16 protein-coding genes are annotated in these 17,973 nt (G+C 72.2%); 10 read left to right on the forward strand and 6 right to left on the reverse strand.

Going from position 1 to position 17,973, the window contains the following annotated elements:
* Nucleotides 1-13: 13 nt before the first annotated feature.
* Together AB0K51_RS09820 and AB0K51_RS09825 are read left to right on the forward strand one after the other, a co-directional pair.
* Nucleotides 14-601: a hypothetical protein gene (locus tag AB0K51_RS09820; RefSeq protein WP_363452491.1), complete on the forward strand. Its 588-nt coding sequence runs from the start codon at nucleotides 14-16 to the stop codon at nucleotides 599-601.
* A gap of 85 nt (nucleotides 602-686) precedes the next feature.
* Entirely contained in the window at nucleotides 687-1,526 is an 840-nt protein-coding gene (locus tag AB0K51_RS09825; protein ID WP_363452493.1) for a DUF3097 domain-containing protein, read from the forward strand.
* A gap of 131 nt (nucleotides 1,527-1,657) precedes the next feature.
* On the opposite strand, the gene AB0K51_RS09830 is transcribed toward AB0K51_RS09825, so the two are convergent.
* From AB0K51_RS09830 to AB0K51_RS09845, 4 genes are all read right to left on the reverse strand, one after another.
* Nucleotides 1,658-2,362 (reverse strand): hypothetical protein, encoded by a 705-nt coding sequence (locus AB0K51_RS09830; protein ID WP_363452495.1) that lies wholly within the window; start codon nucleotides 2,360-2,362, stop codon nucleotides 1,658-1,660.
* Nucleotides 2,359-3,078, reverse strand: a complete 720-nt coding sequence (locus AB0K51_RS09835; protein ID WP_363452497.1) for an RNA polymerase sigma factor — start codon at nucleotides 3,076-3,078, stop codon at nucleotides 2,359-2,361. Before AB0K51_RS09835 ends, AB0K51_RS09830 begins: the two co-directional genes overlap by 4 nt.
* Nucleotides 3,079-3,208: 130 nt before the next feature.
* Nucleotides 3,209-4,438: a radical SAM family heme chaperone HemW gene (gene hemW / locus AB0K51_RS09840; RefSeq protein WP_363452499.1), complete on the reverse strand. Its 1,230-nt coding sequence runs from the start codon at nucleotides 4,436-4,438 to the stop codon at nucleotides 3,209-3,211.
* 70 nt (nucleotides 4,439-4,508) lie between these two features.
* A complete protein-coding gene (locus tag AB0K51_RS09845; protein WP_363452501.1) occupies nucleotides 4,509-6,407 on the reverse strand; it encodes an AMP-binding protein in 1,899 nt (632 codons plus the stop codon).
* Between the two features lie 251 nt (nucleotides 6,408-6,658).
* Here AB0K51_RS09845 and AB0K51_RS09850 point away from each other — a divergent pair, with 251 nt between their 5' ends.
* The 4 genes from AB0K51_RS09850 to AB0K51_RS09865 all read left to right on the forward strand — a co-directional run bounded on the left by AB0K51_RS09850 (nucleotide 6,659) and on the right by AB0K51_RS09865 (nucleotide 12,548).
* Complete coding sequence (locus AB0K51_RS09850; RefSeq protein WP_363452503.1) at nucleotides 6,659-8,392, forward strand: ABC transporter ATP-binding protein; 1,734 nt, start codon at nucleotides 6,659-6,661, stop codon at nucleotides 8,390-8,392.
* 101 nt (nucleotides 8,393-8,493) lie between these two features.
* Nucleotides 8,494-10,392 (forward strand): ABC transporter ATP-binding protein, encoded by a 1,899-nt coding sequence (locus AB0K51_RS09855; protein ID WP_363452672.1) that lies wholly within the window; start codon nucleotides 8,494-8,496, stop codon nucleotides 10,390-10,392.
* A 96-nt stretch (nucleotides 10,393-10,488) separates the two neighbouring features.
* Nucleotides 10,489-11,382, forward strand: coding sequence for an RNA polymerase sigma factor SigJ (gene sigJ / locus AB0K51_RS09860; protein WP_363452505.1), 894 nt, complete (start codon nucleotides 10,489-10,491; stop codon nucleotides 11,380-11,382).
* Between the two features lie 95 nt (nucleotides 11,383-11,477).
* A complete protein-coding gene (locus AB0K51_RS09865) occupies nucleotides 11,478-12,548 on the forward strand; it encodes an FAD-dependent oxidoreductase (RefSeq protein ID WP_363452507.1) in 1,071 nt (356 codons plus the stop codon).
* Between the two features lie 90 nt (nucleotides 12,549-12,638).
* On the opposite strand, the gene lepA is transcribed toward AB0K51_RS09865, so the two are convergent.
* Nucleotides 12,639-14,507 (reverse strand): translation elongation factor 4, encoded by a 1,869-nt coding sequence (gene lepA / locus AB0K51_RS09870; RefSeq protein ID WP_363452509.1) that lies wholly within the window; start codon nucleotides 14,505-14,507, stop codon nucleotides 12,639-12,641.
* Between the two features lie 104 nt (nucleotides 14,508-14,611).
* On the opposite strand from lepA, the gene AB0K51_RS09875 reads away from it, so the two are divergent.
* The 3 genes from AB0K51_RS09875 (at nucleotide 14,612) to AB0K51_RS09885 (ending at nucleotide 16,443) form a co-directional block, all read left to right on the forward strand.
* Nucleotides 14,612-14,917, forward strand: a complete 306-nt coding sequence (locus tag AB0K51_RS09875; protein WP_363452511.1) for an antibiotic biosynthesis monooxygenase — start codon at nucleotides 14,612-14,614, stop codon at nucleotides 14,915-14,917.
* A gap of 152 nt (nucleotides 14,918-15,069) precedes the next feature.
* Nucleotides 15,070-15,333 carry a 30S ribosomal protein S20 gene (rpsT, locus tag AB0K51_RS09880; RefSeq protein WP_285737949.1) on the forward strand — a complete coding sequence of 88 codons (264 nt, stop codon included), beginning with the start codon at nucleotides 15,070-15,072 and terminating at the stop codon, nucleotides 15,331-15,333.
* Between the two features lie 435 nt (nucleotides 15,334-15,768).
* Nucleotides 15,769-16,443, forward strand: coding sequence for a hypothetical protein (locus AB0K51_RS09885; RefSeq protein ID WP_363452514.1), 675 nt, complete (start codon nucleotides 15,769-15,771; stop codon nucleotides 16,441-16,443).
* Between the two features lie 72 nt (nucleotides 16,444-16,515).
* Here the strand turns inward: AB0K51_RS09885 and holA are convergent, their stop codons facing one another.
* The gene (gene holA, locus AB0K51_RS09890; protein ID WP_363452516.1) at nucleotides 16,516-17,511 is read right to left on the reverse strand and encodes a DNA polymerase III subunit delta; all 996 of its coding nucleotides are present in this window, start codon (nucleotides 17,509-17,511) and stop codon (nucleotides 16,516-16,518) included.
* 95 nt (nucleotides 17,512-17,606) lie between these two features.
* On the opposite strand from holA, the gene AB0K51_RS09895 reads away from it, so the two are divergent.
* Nucleotides 17,607-17,876 carry a hypothetical protein gene (locus tag AB0K51_RS09895; protein ID WP_363452518.1) on the forward strand — a complete coding sequence of 90 codons (270 nt, stop codon included), beginning with the start codon at nucleotides 17,607-17,609 and terminating at the stop codon, nucleotides 17,874-17,876.
* The last annotated feature ends 97 nt before the right edge of the window (nucleotides 17,877-17,973 follow it).

Genomic DNA, 17,973 nt, shown 5'->3' on the forward strand with positions numbered 1-17,973 from the left:
AAAGGACCTTCACGTGGGATTCCTGGACGCGCTGTTCGGCCGGAGCAAGCCGGTGAAGCCCGACCTCGACCAGCTGTTCGGCATCCCCTCCGCCGCGCTCACCCTGGAGGCGGCGGCCGGCTTCACCCCGACCGGCCTCGGCTCGGTCTGCTTCGCGGCCGTCGAGGGCGGCGCCTTCGGCGAGGTGCAGAACCAGGTGCGGGCGCTGCTGGACGCCGACGCCGGAAGCGGCGGCGGCGTCCCGGTGGAGGCCTCGCAAGACTCCTACGGCTACTCCTGGCTGCTCGCCCGGCACACGCCCGAGGAACTCCCCGACCTGGTCAACGACCTGCACGCGGTCAACAGCGAGCTGGAGGCGAACGGCTTCGGCCCGCAGCTGCTCTGCTCGATCGTGGCCTTCCGCAATCCCGCCGGGCAGTCGCTCGGGCTGGTCTACCTGTACAAGCGCGGCAGTTTCTACCCCTTCGCCCCGATGCCTGGCGGCGGCGAGAAGCGCAACAGCCCGGTCGAGCTGCAGGTCAAGGCGATGCTCGCCAACGACCTGCGGGTCGAGCAGGACCTCTCCCGCTGGTTCCCGGTCTGGGGCGCGCCGGGCCTGTGACGGACGCGTCGTCCGCGTCGTCCGAGTCCTCGGCGTCGTCCGCGTCGTCGGCCGGCGGGCGGGCGGGTTTCGTAGACTCCGTCAAATGCGAAGCAGGGAGTACGGACCGGACCTGACACCTCCGTGGAAGCGGCAGCAGCCCGCGCCGGAAGTGGCGGCGGAACGGGACCTGGTGGTGGAGGAGGCGGCGACCGGCTTCTGCGGGGCGGTGGTGCGCTGCGAGCGGACGGCGGAGGGGTTCACCGTCACGCTGGAGGACCGGTTCGGCAAGCACCGGGTGTTCCCGCTGGTGCCGCGCGGGTTCCTGCTGGAGGGGCGGGTGGTGACGCTGGTGCGGCCCACCGGGCCGGCGCCGGAGCGCGGGCCGGGGAGGACCGCCTCGGGGTCGGTGGCGGTGCCCGGTGCGCGGGCCCGGGTGGCCCGGGAGTCGCGGATCTACGTCGAGGGCCGGCACGACGCGGAGCTGGTCGAGCGGGTCTGGGGTGACGACCTGCGGATCGAGGGCGTGGTGGTGGAGTACCTGGAGGGCGTGGACGACCTGCCCGCCATCGTGGCCGAGTTCGCCCCGGGGCCGGGCCGCAGGCTGGGCGTGCTGGTGGACCACCTGCTGCCCGGCACCAAGGAGCACCGGATCGCCGCGCAGGTGACCGGCGAACACGTGCTGGTCGTCGGCCACCCGTACGTCGACATCTGGCAGGCGGTGAAGCCGGGCGGGCTCGGCATCGCCGGCTGGCCGCAGGTGCCCCGCGGCGAGGTGTGGAAGGAGGGCATCTGCCGCCGCCTGGGCTGGCCGGTGGACACCCCGGCCGCCTGGAAGCGGATCCTGGCCTCCGTCCACACCTACCGGGACCTGGAGCCGGAGCTCCTCGGCCGGGTCGAGGAGCTGATCGACTTCGTCACCCTGCCCGGCGGGGCCCCGAACTGACGGACCGACCGCGAGGCTGGCCCGCGAGCTGACGGACCGACCGTCAGGCGGAGCCGCGAGCTGACCGGCCGTCATGCAGGCCACCCGACGGACGACCCGCCGTCCGACATCCGACGGGTGGCCTGACGCCGTCAGCTCGCGGTCGGCGTGGGCACCTCCCCACTCGACGCCCCGACGCGTTCCACCCGCACCATCGGTGGGACGCAGGCGGGCACCGCGTCGACCACCCGGGTGGTGAAGGCCGAGACGGCCGCACCGGCGCCCGGCCGGGCGGGCGTGGTGATCAGCAGCAGGGTGGCGCCGGGCGGGATCAGGGCGGGGTCGATCCGGACCGTGGTGCGGGTGTCGCCGGGCAGCTCCAGGTTGGCCCGGGCCGGGGGGCCGGCGGGCTGCGGCAGCGGGCACTGCGCCTCGTTCTCCGCCGCCTCGATGCCCGCCGCCCGGACGCCGTACCGCTGGAGCTCGGCGACCATGCCGGGCAGGCCGGCCGGGTCACGCAGTTCCAGGGCGATGGTTCCGCCGGGCCCGCGGGTGACGGCGTAGGCCGCCGCGCCGCCATGGGCTCCGCCGAGGGCGGACGGGAGCACCACGGCGGTGGTGGCGGCCGCGGCGACCGCGAAGACCGCAGCTATCCGCCGACCGGTGAGCAGCGGACGGCGGTGCGGCCCGGCCGCCTGCCAGCGGAACAGCGGCCCGTGGGCGGCCGCTCGGGCGGTGCGGGCGCGCTCGGTGGCCAGCGCGGCCAGCTCCTCGGCGAGGCGCTGCTCGAACATGCTGGTGCTGGGAGCGTGACGGCCGGAGTGGTCGGTGCGGTCGGTGCGGTCGGTCGTGGTCACGAGGTCACCTCGATGATCGGGTCGGCGGGGCGGGCGACGCGGGACAGCAGGCGGCCGGAGCCGGTGGACTCGGAGCTGGTGGTCTCGGGGGCGGCGGACTCGGGGACGCCGGTGCGTTCGACGCCGAGCCGGCGTCTGGCGCGGTGCAGGCGGACCCGGACGGTGGTCTGCGAGATGCCGAGGCGTTCGGCGGCCTGGGCGGTGGTCAGGCCGTCGACGGCCACCGCGTCGAGGACGGCGCGCAGCGGCGGGCTGAGTTCGGCGTGCCGCTCGGCGAGGGCGCGGGCGGCGCGCTGGGCGTCGATCCGCTCCTCCAGGGCGAGGATGTCCTCCTCGCCGAGCAGGCGGCGGCCCTGCAGTCGGCCCATGGCCTGGCGTTCGCGCGTGTCGCCGCGGCAGTGCCCCGCGATGACGTTCCGCGCGATGCCGTACAGCCAGCCCGCGGGAGTGCCGCGGTCGGGCCGGTAGCTCGCGGCGGCCTCGAGGGCGGCGAGGAAGATGTCCGCCGTGAGGTCGGCGGCGAGGTGCGGGTCGCTGACCCGACGGGTGACGAAGCCGAGTATGTCGTCGATCTGCTCGCGGTAGAACGCGGTGAAGCCCTCCGGGGTGGTGAGTTCCACTGTGGTGCTGACGTCCGTGGCGGCCGGTTCCGTGATGGCCGGCTCGGGTGACGGGGTGACCCGCCCCCACCCGCCGCGGGATTCACGCTCGCGCATGCGGCCCTCCCTGTTCGGGGAACCCTGGTCGGTTCCTTCACCAGGTAATTGGCCGCAGCGCCGGAATGCGTTTCACCCGGCCCCGGGAATTCCCCGAAGTCAGATCATCGCAAGGCGAAGTGACGTCGGCTCAGTCCACCAGGTCCCGCACCACCGCGTCGGCCAGCAGCCGTCCGCGCAGCGTCAGCGCGGCCCGTCCGGCGGTGAAGGCCGCGGGCTCCAGCAGGCCGTCGGCGAGCGCCTTCTCGGCCGCTTCGCGGCCGACGGGCGTGAGCAGGTCGAGCGGGCAGCCCTCGGCGAGGCGCAGTTCCAGCAGGATGCGCTCGACCCGGCGGTCCTCGTCGGCCAGCACCTCGCGGCCGAGGCCGGGGGTGCGGCCCTCGGCGAGGGCCTGCGCGTAGGCGGCCGGGTGCTTGGCGTTCCACCAGCGCACCCCGCCGACGTGGCTGTGCGCACCGGGTCCGGCGCCCCACCAGTCGGCACCGGTCCAGTACAGCTCGTTGTGGCGGCAGCGGCCCTCGGGCGTGGTCGACCAGTTGGAGACCTCGTACCAGGAGTAGCCGGCGGCGGCGAGCGCCTGATCGGCCATCAGGTAGCGGTCGGCGTGCACGTCGTCGTCGATCATCGACAGTTCGCCGCGCTTGACCCGGGCGGCCAGCCGGGTGCCGTCCTCGACGATCAGCGAGTAGGCGGAGACGTGGTCGGGGCCGGCGCCGATGGCGGCGTCCAGCGAGGCCTGCCAGTCCTGGTCGGACTCGCCGGGGGTGCCGTAGATCAGGTCCAGGTTGACGTGGTCGAAGCCGGCCTCGCGGGCCTCGGCGACGCAGGCCTCGGGGCGGCCCGGGGTGTGGTGGCGGTCCAGCAGCGCGAGCACGTGCGGGCGGGCGCTCTGCATGCCGAAGGAGATCCGGTTGTAGCCGCCCTCGCGCAGCTCGGCGAGGTACGCGGGGTCGACGGACTCCGGGTTGGCCTCGGTGGTGACCTCGGCGCCGGGGGCGAAGCCGAACTCCTCGCGCAGTGCGGCGAGCATCCGGACCAGGTCGCGGGCGGGCAGCAGGGTGGGGGTGCCGCCGCCGAGGAAGACGGTCTGCACCGGCAGGTCGGTCTCCCCCAGCACCCGGCGGGCCAGCCGGATCTCCGCGATCACGTTGTCGGCGTAGGTCTCCTGCGAGGCGACCGCGCCGGAGGAGCGCAGCTCGGTGGCGGTGTAGGTGTTGAAGTCGCAGTAGCCGCAGCGGCTGGCGCAGTACGGCACGTGCAGGTAGAAGCCGAACGGCCGGTCGCCGAGTCCGTGCAGGGCGCGGGCGGGCAAGGAGCCGTCGGACGGCACGGCTTCGCCGTCGGGGAGTGCGGAGGGCATGAGCCCATTGTCCGGTACGGCCGGCGAAAGACCGAAGGCCGTACCGGACGGGGCCGGCGGACGGGGCGGATCAGGCCTCGTTGGCGCCCGCGTACATCGCGGTGACCTGGTCGGCGTAGGTCTTCTCGACCACCGGGCGCTTGATCTTCAGGCTCGGGGTGAGCTCGCCGTGCTCGATGTCCAGGTCGCGCGGCAGGAGCGTGAACTTCTTGATCGTCTGCCAGCGCTGCAGCTCGCCGTTGAGGCGCTTGACGAAGCCGTCGATCAGCTCGACGGTGCGCGGGTCGGCGACCACCTCGGCGTAGGACTTGCCGGCCAGCTCGTGGTCGGCGGCCCACGGCATGATCACCGTCTCGTCGAGGGCGATCAGCGCGGTGCAGAAGTTGCGGCCGTTGCCGATCACCAGGATGTTGCTGACGAACGGGCAGATCGCCTTGAACTTGCCCTCGACCTCGCTGGGCGCGACGTACTTGCCGCCGGAGGTCTTGAACATGTCCTTCTTGCGGTCGGTGATCCGCAGGTAGCCGCCGGCGCCGAGCTCGCCGATGTCGCCGGTGTGGAACCAGCCGTCCGGCTCCAGCACCTCGGCGGTCTGCTCGGGCATCTCGTGGTAGCCGCGCATGATGCCGGGGCCGCGCAGCAGGATCTCGCCGTCCTCGGCGATCCGGACCTCGGTGCCGGGCAGCGGCAGGCCGACCGTGCCGACCCGGAAGTCCTCGGCGCGGTTGACGGTGGAGCCGGCCGAGGTCTCGGTCAGGCCGTAGCCCTCCAGGACCGGGACGCCCGCGCCCTTGAAGAAGTAGCCGATCTCCGGGGCCAGCGCGGCGCTGCCGGAGACCGCACCGCGCAGCCGGCCGCCGAACGCGGCGCGGATCTTGGTGTACACCAGCTTGTCGGCCAGCGCGTGCTGCAGCTTCAGGCCGAGCGGAGCGCTCTCCCGGCCGGTGGCGATCTTGCTGGCCTGGGTGGCGTGCGCGTAGTCGCGGGCGACCTTGGCCGCCCACATGAAGATCTTGTACTTGGCGCCGCCCTCGGCCCGGGCCCGGCCGGCGATGCCGTTGTAGACCTTCTCGAAGATCCGCGGCGCGGAGGCCATCAGGGTCGGCCGGATCTCCGGCAGGTTGTGGATGATCCGGTCCACCCGGCCGTCCACCGCCATCACGTGGCCGGTGGCGATCTGACCCGAGATCAGCGTCTTGCCGAAGACGTGCGACAGCGGCAGCCACATGAACTGCACGTCGTCCGGGCGCAGCAGCCCGCTCTCCTCCTGGGCCACGCCCTCGTACGACCAGCAGTCGTGCACCAGGCGCACGCCCTTGGGGCGGCCGGTGGTGCCGGAGGTGTAGATGAGGGTGGCCAACTGCTCCTTGTCGAGCGAGTCGACGGCCTTCTCGATGGCGTCGGGGTGCTCGGCCAGGTAGTCCTTGCCGCGCTGCTCCAGCTCGGCGAGGGTGAGCACGGTCAGCCCGTCGGCGGCCGGCTCGTCCGGGGCCGCGTCGAACAGGACGACGTACTCCAGCGCGGGCAGCTGGGCCTTCTGCTCGACGGCCTTGCGCAGCTGGACGGCGTTCTCGGCGAACAGCGCGCGGCTGCCGGAGTTGGCCAGGATGAAGGCGGTCTCGTCGGCGTTGGTGCTCGGGTAGACCGTGGTGGTGGCCGCGCCGGCGCACATGTTGGCGAGGTCGGCGAGGATCCATTCGATCCGGGTGGCGGAGGCGATCGCGACCCGGTCCTCGGGCAGCACGCCGAGGGCCATCAGGCCCGCGGCGACGGCGTTGATCCGCTCGGCGGCCTGCGCCCAGGTCAGCGAGCGCCACTGCTCCGCGCCGGGAGCGCTGTTCGCCGCGTGCTCGTCCACCGGAACCGGGTACCGGTACGCCTCACCGTGCGGGGTGGCCTTTACCCTGCTGAGCAAGAGGTGCGCCACGGAGGGCGGCCGCCGCTCGATCATGGACTGCGCGGAACTCAACGAGGACCTCCGGGGGCGGGTGGACCGAGTGTGGGAGACGGCGGCCGTGGGGGCGGCCCGCCGACCGACTTAACCGGTGAGTAACAAGAGGGCAATCTGCAGCCTAGGGGGTGGGGGGCCGTTCCGTAAGGGGGTGTGGTGAGCTGGCACACCCGCAGGTCGGCAGTGCACTGGTCGTCCACAGGCGAAGGTTTTCCACAAGTACCTGAATTTGGGATGCGCGCGTCCCCGACGAAGACGAGAGTGTCGAGGTGCTCTTCAGACTGCTACGGGCTCAAATGGGGCCCTATTCCCGCGATATCACGCTGCTGGTCCTCCTCCAGCTGATCTCCACCATCGGCATGCTCTACCTGCCGACGCTGAACGCCGACATCATCGACGACGGCGTGCTCAAGGGCGACACCGACTACATCCTGCGCGTCGGCGCGGTGATGATCGGCGTGTCGCTGGCCCAGGCCGTCTGTTCGATCGGTGCGGTCTACTACGGCGCGCGCACCGCGATGTCGGTCGGCCGGGACATCCGGGCCGCGGTCTTCGACCGGGTCCAGGCGTTCTCCGCCCGCGAGCTGAACCAGTTCGGCGCGCCCTCGCTGATCACCCGGACCACCAACGACGTCCAGCAGGTGCAGATGCTGGCGCTGATGACCTTCACGCTGATGGTCGCGGCGCCGATCATGTGCGTCGGCGGCGTCGTGATGGCGCTCAACCAGGACGTACCGCTGTCCGGCCTGCTGCTGGCCGTGGTGCCGGCACTGGGCGCGGTCGTGGTGGTGCTGGTCAGCCGGATGCGGCCGCAGTTCCGCGGCATGCAGACCCGGATCGACTCGGTCAACCGGATCATGCGCGAGCAGATCACCGGCATCCGGGTGATCCGCGCCTTCGTCAAGGACGACCACGAGGCCAAGCGGTTCAGCGGCGCCAACGGCGAGCTCGCCGACTACGCGCTGCGGGTCGGCCGGCTGATGGCGCTGATGTTCCCGATCGTCATGGGCGTGGTGAACATCTCCAGCGTCGCGGTCTTCTGGTTCGGTGCGCACCGCATCGACAGCGGCCAGATGCAGGTCGGCGCGCTGACCGCGTTCCTCTCCTACCTGATGCAGATCCTGATGAGCGTCATGATGGCCACCTTCATGTTCATGATGGTGCCGCGCGCCGAGGTCTGCGCCGAGCGCATCCAGGAGGTGCTGGACACCGACTCCAGCGTCGTCCCGCCGCTCTCCCCGGTCTCCGAGCTGCGCGGCAACGGCAGCCTGGAGCTGCGCGAGGTGGACTTCCGCTACCCGGGCGCCGAGGCCTCGGTGCTGCGCGGGATCGACCTGACCGCCCGGCCCGGCGAGACCACCGCGGTGATCGGCTCCACCGGCTCCGGCAAGACCACCCTGCTCGGCCTGGTCCCCCGGCTGTTCGACGCCACCGGCGGCGAGGTGCTGGTCAACGGCGTGGACGTGCGCGACATCGCCCCGGAGAAGCTCGCCGAGGTGATCGGCCTGGTCCCGCAGAAGCCGTACCTGTTCTCCGGCACGGTCGCCTCCAACCTGCGCTACGGCAAGCCGGACGCCTCCGACGAGGAGCTCTGGCAGGCCCTGGAGATCGCCCAGGCCAAGGACTTCGTGGAGAAGTTCCCGGAGGGTCTGGAGGCGCCGATCGCGCAGGGCGGCACCAACGTCTCCGGCGGCCAGCGCCAGCGCCTGGCGATCGCCCGGGCCCTGGTCCGCCGCCCCGAGATCTACCTGTTCGACGACTCCTTCTCCGCGCTCGACTACGCCACCGACGCCCGGCTGCGCGCCGCGCTCGGCCGGGAGACCGAGAACGCGACCGTGGTGATCGTCGCCCAGCGGGTCTCCACCATCCGCGACGCCGACCGGATCATCGTGCTCGACGAGGGCTCCGTGGTCGGCGCCGGCACCCACCACGAGCTGATGGCCGACAACCCGACGTACCGGGAGATCGTGCTCTCCCAGCTCACCGAGCAGGAGGCGGCGTGACCACCCCGGAGAAACCCGTCCTCGACAAGAAGGACGCGCCCGCCACCTCCAACTCCCAGGAGGCGGCCGCCCGCCGCGGCGGTCCCGGGCCGGGTCGGTTCATGGGCGCCTCGGGCACCGAGAAGTCCAAGGACTTCAAGGGCTCCGCCCGGCGCCTGCTCACCCTGCTCGGCCCCGAGCGCAAGCTGCTGTACGCGGTGCTCACCCTCGGCGTGCTGTCCATCGGCTGCTCGGTGGTCGGACCGCGGGTGCTCGGCAAGGCGACCGACCTGATCGTGGCCGGCGCCACCGGCCCGAAGTTCGCCGGGGCCCCGAGCAAGCAGGCCGCGCTCGACGCGCTGCGTGCCAGGGGTGACGGCAGCATCGCCGACCTGCTGCAGACCATCGACTTCACGCCCGGCCAGGGCATGGACTTCGACAAGATCGGCACCGTCCTGCTCTGGGTGCTCTGCATCTACCTGGCCGCCGTCGTCTTCGGCGTCTTCCAGGGCCGGCTGGCCGCGCTGGCGATCAACCGGACGGTCTTCCGGCTGCGCGAGGAGGTCGAGGCGAAGCTCGCCCGACTGCCGCTCAGCTACTTCGACCGCCAGCCGCGCGGCGAGGTGCTCAGCCGGGTCACCAACGACATCGACAACATCAACCAGTCCATGCAGCAGACCATGGGCCAGGTGGTGAACTCGCTGCTCACCATCGTCGGCGTGCTGGCGATGATGTTCTGGATCTCCCCGCTGCTGGCGGTGATCGCGCTGGTCTCGGTCCCGGTCTCGGTGGTGGTCGCCACCAAGGTCGGCAAGCGCGCCCAGCCGCAGTTCATCAAGCAGTGGGGCTCCACCGGCAAGCTGAACGCGCACATCGAGGAGATGTACACCGGCCACAGCCTGGTGAAGGTGTTCGGTCGGCAGAAGGAGGCCGCCGCGCTCTTCGCCACCGAGAACCAGGCGCTCTACGAGGCCTCGTTCCGGGCGCAGTTCATCTCCGGCATCATCCAGCCCGCGATGATGCTGGTCGGCAACATCAACTACGTGCTGGTCGCGGTGGTCGGCGGTCTGCGGGTGGCCGGCGGCGCGCTGTCCATCGGCGACGTGCAGGCGTTCATCCAGTACTCCCGGCAGTTCAGCCAGCCGCTCAGCCAGGTCGCCTCGATGGCCAACCTGGTGCAGTCCGGCGTCGCCTCCGCCGAGCGGGTCTTCGAACTGCTCGACGCGCCGGAGCAGTCGCCCGAGCCGCTCTCCCCCGAGCGCCCGGACGAGGTGCACGGCCGGGTCGCCTTCGAGGACGTCTCGTTCCGCTACGACCCGGACAAGCCGCTGATCGAGGACCTGTCGCTGAAGGTCGAACCGGGCCACACGGTCGCCATCGTCGGCCCCACCGGCGCCGGCAAGACCACCCTGGTCAACCTGCTGATGCGGTTCTACGAGGTCAGCGGCGGCCGGATCACCCTGGACGGCGTGGACATCGCCGCGATGTCCCGCGAGGACCTGCGCTCCGGCATCGGCATGGTGCTCCAGGACACCTGGCTGTTCGGCGGCACCATCGCCGAGAACATCGCGTACGGCGCCGAGTCCGCCACCCGCGAGCAGGTGATCGCCGCCGCCCGGGCCGCGCACGTGGACCGCTTCGTGCGCACCCTGCCGGAGGGCTACGACACCGTCCTCGACGACGAGGGCACCGGCGTCAGCGCGGGCGAGAAGCAGCTGATCACCATCGCCCGGGCGTTCCTCGCCCAGCCGTCGATCCTGGTGCTGGACGAGGCCACCAGCTCGGTCGACACCCGCACCGAGGTGCTAATCCAGCGGGCGATGGCCGAGCTGCGCACCGGCCGCACCAGCTTCGTCATCGCCCACCGCCTCTCCACCATCCGGGACGCCGACGTGATCCTGGTGATGGAGAACGGCGCGATCGTCGAGCAGGGCGGCCACGACGAGCTGATCGCCGCCGGCGGTGCCTACGCCCGGCTCTACCAGGCGCAGTTCGCCCAGGCGATCGCCGAGGTCGACTGACGGCGCATCAGGTGAAACACGAGGGGAGGTCCGCCGCGGGCCTCCCCTCCGCCGTCCCCGCTGACCGCCCGTCAGGGCCTGCGCTACGGTGGGCGGGTGCCCGAACCGACCGCGCTGCACACCGCCGCCCGCCCCGAGGACGTCTTCCAGGCCGAGCGCCGCTACCTCGGCGCGGTCGCCTACCGGCTGCTGGGCTCGCTCGCCGACGCCGAGGACGTGCTGCAGGAGGCGTGGCTGCGCTGGCAGTCCGCGGACCACGGCGCCGTCCTCGACCCGCGGGCCTTCCTCACCACCGTGGTCACCCGGCTCTGCTACGACCTGCTGGGCTCGGCCCGGGTCCGCCGCGAGGCGTACGTCGGCGAGTGGCTGCCGGAGCCGCAGGTCGCCGTCGAGGACTCCCCCGCCGAGCAGGCCGAGCTCGGCGAGGCGGTGTCGGTGGCGATGCTGGCGGTGATGGAGCAGCTGACCCCGGCCGAGCGGGCGGCGTTCGTGCTGCACGACGTGTTCGCGGTCGGCTTCGAGGAGATCGCCGAGGCGCTGGACCGCTCCCCGCAGGCCACCCGGCAGCTCGCCTCCCGGGCCCGCCGCCGGGTCAAGGACGGCACCCGCCGCGCCACCGTCGACCCGGCCGAGCACCACCGGGTGGTCTCCGCGTTCACCACCGCGGTGGCCGGCGGCGACCTGAACGCGCTGCTCTCCCTGCTCGACCCCGACGTGGTCTGGCACGCCGACGGCGGCGGGATCGTCCAGGCGGTCCGCCGCCCGGTGTTCGGCGCGCTCTCGGTCGGCCGCCTGCTGCGCAACATCACCACCCGCTGGGTCACCCCGGCCAACCCGCTGGTGCCGGCCGTCGTCAACGGCGAGACGGGCGCGCTCTGGTACGCCGAGCCGGGCGTGGTCGCCGGCGTGCTGGCGTTCGACGTGCAGGACGGCCGGATCACCGCCGCGTACGTGATGGTGAACCCGGAGAAGCTCGCCCACCTGTCCTGACCGCGGTGTGACCCGGCTCACCGTCACACTCCGCACGGCCACTCCGTCCCCCTTCCGAACCCGCCGCGAGCGGGGACGGCGCGAAGGAGAACGAGATGACCGGCAAGCACATCGTGGTGATCGGCGCGGGCTACGCGGGGCTGTCCGCCGCGGCCGGGATCGGCCGCGGCAAGGACCGGGTGACCCTGATCGCTCCGGAGCAGCACCTGCGCCACCGGATCCGCCAGCACGAGGACGCGGCCGGCCGCCGCGTCTCCCGGCCCGAGATCGCCCGCGTCCTGCGCGGCCGCAACGTCACCCACCTGCGCACCACCGTCACCGAACTCGACCTGGCCGGGCGGAAGGTGTTCACCGCAGACGGCGAACCGCTCGGCTACGACACCCTGGTGTACGCGCTCGGCAGCCGCACCGCCCTGGACGCGGTGCCCGGCGCCGCCGAGCACGCGTACGCGCCCGAGCACGCCGAGCGGCTGCGCGCCCGGCTGGTCGGGGCCCCGGAGCCCGGCACGCTCGCGGTGGTCGGCGGCGGCGCGACCGGCATCGAACTGGCCACCGAACTCGCCGAGGCCTACCCGCGCTGGCAGGTCCGGCTGGTGGCGTCCGGACGGGTCGGCGGCTGGCTGTCGGCCCGTGGACGCGCGCACGTCCTGGCGGTGCTCGCGCGGCTCGGCGTTCAGGTCGAGGAGGACCGGCGGGTCACCGCAGTCGGCCCGGACGCGCTGGAGACAGACGCCGGGCCGCTCCCCTCCGACGTGGTGGTGTGGGCCGCGTCGATGGAGCCGCACCCGCTGGCCGCGGCCTCCGGACTGGCCGTCACCGACCGCGGCCAGGCGCTGGTCGACGACCGGCTGCGCTCGGTCTCGCACCCCGACGTCCACGTGATCGGCGACGCCGCCGCCGTCGACGTGCCCGGCATCGGCCGGCTGCGGATGGCCTGCGCGACCGCCTTCCCGCAGGGCCGCTACCTCGGCAAGCTGCTCAGCGGGCGGACCGACGAGGCGTTCGCCTACCGCTACGCCACCCAGTGCATCAGCCTGGGCCGCGGCGAGGCGCTGGTGCAGCTGATCCACGGCGACGACTCGATGCGCGATCGGGTGCTGACCGGCGCGCTCGGCCGCCTCATCAAGGCGCTGATCGTCCAGGGCGTCCCGCTCGGCCTGCGCTGACGGCCGGTCAGGAGAGCACCGAGCCTCGCAAAGCACCGAGCCGGAGCCCCCGACGAACGGGGACTCCGGCTCGGCGCGGCCGTGCGACCGCTACTTCTTTTCCTTCGGCGCTTCGGCGTCGGTGGACAGCGCGGCGATGAAGGCCTCCTGCGGGACCTCCACGCGGCCGACCATCTTCATCCGCTTCTTGCCTTCCTTCTGCTTCTCCAGCAGCTTGCGCTTACGCGAGATGTCACCGCCGTAGCACTTGGCGAGGACGTCCTTGCGGATCGCGCGGACCGTCTCACGGGCGATCACCCGGGAGCCGATCGCGGCCTGGATCGGCACCTCGAACTGCTGACGGGGGATCAGCTTCTGCAGCTTGCCCGCCATCATCACGCCGTAGTTGTAGGCCTTGTCCTTGTGCACGATCGCGGAGAACGCGTCCACCGCGTCGCCGTGCAGCAGGATGTCGACCTTGACCAGGCTGGCGGTCTGCTCGCCGATGGGCTCGTAGTCGAGCGAGGCGTAGCCGCGGGTCTTGGACTTCAGCTGGTCGAAGAAGTCGAAGACGATCTCGGCCAGCGGCAGGGTGTAGCGCAGCTCCACCCGGTCCTCGGAGAGGTAGTCCATGCCCTGCAGGTTGCCGCGGCGGGACTGGCAGAGCTCCATGATCGCGCCGACGAACTCGTTGGGCGCCAGGATGGTGCCGCGCACGACCGGCTCGTACACCTCGGCGATCTTGCCGGTGGGGAACTCGCTCGGGTTGGTGACGGTGTGCTCGGTGCCGTCCTCCATGATCACCCGGTAGACCACGTTCGGGGCGGTGGAGATCAGGTCGAGGTTGAACTCGCGCTCCAGGCGCTCCCGGATGATCTCCAGGTGCAGCAGGCCGAGGAAGCCGCAGCGGTAGCCGAAGCCGAGGGCGACCGAGGTCTCCGGCTCATAGACCAGCGCGGCGTCGTTCAGGCGCAGCTTGTCGAGGGCGTCGCGCAGCAGCGGGTAGTCCGAGCCGTCCAACGGGTACAGGCCGGAGAACACCATCGGGCGCGGGTCCTTGTAGCCGCCGAGCGGCACGGTGGCGCCCTTGGTCTGCGAGGTGATGGTGTCACCGACCTTGGACTGCCGGACGTCCTTCACACCGGTGATGATGTAGCCCACCTCGCCGACGCCGAGGCCGTCGGCGACCTTCGGCTCGGGCGAGATGACGCCGATCTCCAGCAGCTCGTGGGTCGCGCCGGTGGACATCATCGCGATCCGCTCGCGCTTGGTGAGCTGGCCGTCCACCACACGCACGTAGGTGACCACGCCGCGGTAGGCGTCGTACACCGAGTCGAAGATCATCGCGCGGGCCGGGGCGTCCTTGACGCCGACCGGGGCGGGGATCTTCTCGACCACGTGGTCGAGCAGGTCCTCCACACCGAGGCCGGTCTTGGCCGAGACCTTCAGCACGTCGGCCGGGTCGCAGCCGATGATGTGCGCGATCTCGGCGGCGTACTTCTCCGGCTGGGCGGCCGGCAGGTCGATCTTGTTCAGCACCGGGATGATGGTGAGGTCGTTCTCCAGCGCCAGGTACAGATTGGCGAGGGTCTGCGCCTCGATGCCCTGCGCGGCGTCCACCACCAGGATGGTGCCCTCGCAGGCGGCGAGGGACCGGGACACCTCGTACGTGAAGTCGACGTGGCCCGGGGTGTCGATCATGTTCAGGATGTGCGTCGTGCCCGCGTTCTCACCGGTCCGCGGCGCCCACGGCAGGCGGACGGCCTGCGACTTGATGGTGATGCCGCGCTCACGCTCGATGTCCATCCGGTCGAGGTACTGGGCGCGCATCTGGCGGGGGTCCACCACGCCGGTGATCTGCAGCATCCGGTCGGCGAGCGTCGACTTGCCGTGGTCGATGTGGGCGATGATGCAGAAGTTGCGGATCACCGCCGGGTCAGTCCGGCTGGGCTCTGGCACGTTGCTGGGGGTCGCGGGCACCTTGGTCCGATTTCTGATCCGGTCGATTGGGTTTCGGTCCATCCTCCCATGCCGGAGCACGGGCGGGCCTTCCGTCCCGAGTGGGCGTGCGAGAGGATGCCCTCATGATCTTGGAAAGCGCGCTGCTCGACGTCCGCCCGGGTCAGGAGGAAGCATTCCTGGCCGCCTTCGCCGAGGCCCGGCCGCTGATCGCGGTGCAGCGCGGGTTCCGCTCCCTCGAGCTGCGCCGCTGCCTGGACGAGGGCGCCGCCTCGCGCTTCCTGCTGCAGGTCGGCTGGGAGACCCTGGAGGACCACACCGAGGGCTTCCGGCGCTCCCCCGAGTACCAGCGCTGGCGCGAGCTGCTGCACCACTACTACGACCCGTTCCCGGTGGTGGAGCACTACGGCGAGCCGCTGCTCACCGTCTGAACCCCGGGCCCGCCGCGCCGGTTTGGGCGGGCACGTGCTCCCCTGCTACCGTGGGCGGCTGCACCCTAGCCTTCGGCATGCCCTCTCAGCAGGTCCGGAGGCGGCGCGGGGTGCGTCCCGTAGCAACGATTCACACAGACTGAGGCTCTTTCGTGGCGAACATCAAGTCCCAGATCAAGCGCAACAAGACCAACGAGAAGGCGCGCCTGCGCAACAAGGCCGTCAAGTCCTCGCTGAAGACCGCCCTGCGCAAGGCCCGCGAGGCCGCTGCCGCCGGTGAGACCGAGAAGGCCACCGAGCTCGCGCGTGCCGCCTCCAAGGCCCTCGACAAGGCCGTGAGCAAGGGCGTCATCCACAAGAACCAGGCCGCCAACAAGAAGTCGGCGATCACCAAGCGCGTCAACGTCGCCGCCTGATCACCAGCTCCGGCCACCCGCACCACCCGGCACCATCCGGACGGCGTGAACCGCGGCCCTCTACCCGCGCCCGCCGACCGACCCCTCCCGAAGCGCCCGGCCCTCTACCCGGACACCAGGGAGTAGCACGACCCGTACCGCACGCGGCCTGCGTTCGCCACGCGGGTGCGGTACACCCAGGACATCGGGGCGCCTGACCATCCGGCGCCTCCCCGACTGCCCGTCCGGTCCCCACCGGGCGGGCAGTCGGCGTTTCGGGACCAGGTAGGGTGCGTGCCACCGCTCGCTCGCGACCTAGCACCCGGGGGAACGATGTCGACTCCGCCACCGCCGTCGTTCCCGGGGTACCGGCCCGCGGACGGGGCCACCGCGCACACCGGTCCGACCGCTGCGGCGGGGACGTCCGGGTTTCCGGCGCCGACCGGCCTTCCGACCGTGGTCACGGAGCCCGGCGGTCCGGGGCGGCGGCGCGGGCGCGGGGTGTGGTGGGGCGTCGGCGGAGCGCTGGTGGCCTCCGCGGTGTGGGCGGTGACGGTGCTGACCGTGCCGTCGCTGGTGCACCGCGACACCGTGACGCCGGCCGCGCCGCAGACCGCCGGGTACCGGCTGGTGGACGACCTGTGCGGGACCGCCCGGCTCACCTCGTTCGGCCAGCTCTACCCGTCGCCGTCCGGCACCCCGTACCACTACACGACGCGGACCCGGGCGCTCGACGACATGTACTGCAGCCAGTACCGCAAGAAGGTCGGCAGCGACTCCGCGTACTACTCGATCTACCTCCAGGTGCAGCTGCACAAGGTCACCGACCCGCGCCCGGAGTTCGAGGCCCAGCGCGACGGGCTGGACCAGCGGCGCTACCAGATCACCCCGGTGCCGGGCCTCGGTGACGAGGCGTACCTCGGCTACCTGGACGACCCGGGTGCCGGTGACAAGACCTGGCACTACCTGACCCACGTGCTGTACGTCCGGCAGGGCGGGATGACCTGCTACACCAGCTGGTCCGGCTCGTACCAGGAGGGCAAGGGCGCCGCGCCGGACCGCGAGCAGGTGCGGCTCGCCCTGATGTCGGACACCCGGGAACTGCTGCGGGCGCTCGGCGGGACGGTCTGACGGGCGCTCTGCGCGGGGTTGTCCGGCCAGGCCGGAGGTGAGCGGGTTGGTGAACGGGCGTCAGGTCCGCGGTCAGTACGGGCGGGAGCCGGCGCGGGAGGCGCGGGCGACGGCGACCACGGCGCGCTCCAGTGCGTAGGCCGGGTCGTCGGAGCCGCCCTTGACGGCGGCGTCGGCCTCGGCGATGGCGGTGAGGGCCGCGGCGACGCCGTCGCCGGTCCAGCCGCGCATCTGCTGGCGGACCCGGTCCACCTTCCACGGCGGCATGCCGAGTTCGCGGGCCAGGTCGGCGGGACGCAGGTTGCGGCCGGCGGTGGCCAGGCGGCCGATGCTGCGGACGCCGGAGGCCAGGGCGTAGGTGATGCCGGTCGGCGGCTGGCCGACCGCCAGGGCCCAGCGCAGGCGCTCCAGCGCCTCGGCGGCCCGGCCGGTGACGGCGAGGTCGGCCACCTCGAAGCCGGTCGCCTCGGCTCGGCCGCTGTAGTACCTGGCGACCGCGGTCTCGTCGATCGGCCCCTCGACGTCGGCGGTCAACTGGCTGCAGGCGGCCGCGAGTTCCCGCAGGTCGCTGCCGAGCGCGTCGAACAGCGCCTGGCAGGCCTCCGCGGTGGCGGCCCGGCCCAGGGTGCGGAACTCGCCCCGGATGAACGCCAGTTTGTCGCTCGCCTTGGTCAGCTTGGCGCACTGCACCTCGCGCGCGCCGGCCTTCTTCGCCGCGTCCAGAAGCCCCTTGCCCTTGGCCCCGCCCGCGTGCACCAGCACCATGATCACTTCGTCGGCGGGGGCGTCGATGTACGCCTTGACCTCCTTGACCGCGTCGGCCGAGAGGTCCTGCGCGGCGCGGACCACGATCACCTTGCGCTCCGCGAACAGCGAGGGCGTGGTGAGTTCGGCCAGCTGACCGGGCTGGAGGGCGCCCGGCGCGAGGTCGCGCACGTCGGTGTCCGGGTCGGCCGCCCGCGCCGCCGCCACCACCTCGGCGACCGCGCGGTCGAGCAGCAGCTCCTCCTGGCCGACCGCAGCGGTCAGCGGGGCGAGCAGGTCGTCGGGTGCACTCTTCCTGGCCATCGCGTACCAGGATCGCACGGCCCGACGACAGGCCTGTCCGGGCCGGGCGGCATGCACGCGGGGGCGGCGCGGGGCGTCTGCCGGGCTTGGGCAGAATGGGTGACGTGATCGAGAACAATGACCGTCAATTGCTCGTCCTTCCCGACCGCGACGCGGCGGAGGAGGTCGCCGAGGAGCTGACCGCCCGCTGGCCCGACCTGGGCGAGGTGGAGGTCGTCCGGGACGCGCTGGCCGGCGAGGACGACGCCGAGGACGCCCAGTGGATCGTCGTGGTCGAGGCCCCCGAGGACGGCTGGACCGCCCGCCTGCTCGCCGAACTCGACCGCCTCACCGGCGAGCAGGACGGCTGGCGCGAGCAGGACTGACGGGCGGGGTAGAGCAGGACTGGCGGGTGGGGCAGGACTGACGGACAGGAATAGGCCGGCGGGCAGGACAGGACTGGCGGGCGGGGCAGCAGTCCGG

The sequence above is a fragment of the Kitasatospora sp. NPDC049285 genome, assembly GCF_040678815.1.
Taxonomy (GTDB): domain Bacteria; phylum Actinomycetota; class Actinomycetes; order Streptomycetales; family Streptomycetaceae; genus Kitasatospora.

What these genes read in the sequence shown, in the direction of transcription:
- AB0K51_RS09895 (WP_363452518.1), top strand. Translation starts at nt 17,607, where the DNA reads ATGGGTGACGTGATCGAGAACAATGACCGTCAATTGCTCGTCCTTCCC.
- hemW (WP_363452499.1), bottom strand. Translation starts at nt 4,438, where the DNA reads ATGCCCTCCGCACTCCCCGACGGCGAAGCCGTGCCGTCCGACGGCTCC.
- AB0K51_RS09835 (WP_363452497.1), bottom strand. Translation starts at nt 3,078, where the DNA reads ATGCGCGAGCGTGAATCCCGCGGCGGGTGGGGGCGGGTCACCCCGTCA.
- AB0K51_RS09855 (WP_363452672.1), top strand. Translation starts at nt 8,494, where the DNA reads ATGGGCGCCTCGGGCACCGAGAAGTCCAAGGACTTCAAGGGCTCCGCC.
- AB0K51_RS09825 (WP_363452493.1), top strand. Translation starts at nt 687, where the DNA reads ATGCGAAGCAGGGAGTACGGACCGGACCTGACACCTCCGTGGAAGCGG.
- AB0K51_RS09875 (WP_363452511.1), top strand. Translation starts at nt 14,612, where the DNA reads ATGATCTTGGAAAGCGCGCTGCTCGACGTCCGCCCGGGTCAGGAGGAA.
- holA (WP_363452516.1), bottom strand. Translation starts at nt 17,511, where the DNA reads ATGGCCAGGAAGAGTGCACCCGACGACCTGCTCGCCCCGCTGACCGCT.
- AB0K51_RS09865 (WP_363452507.1), top strand. Translation starts at nt 11,478, where the DNA reads ATGACCGGCAAGCACATCGTGGTGATCGGCGCGGGCTACGCGGGGCTG.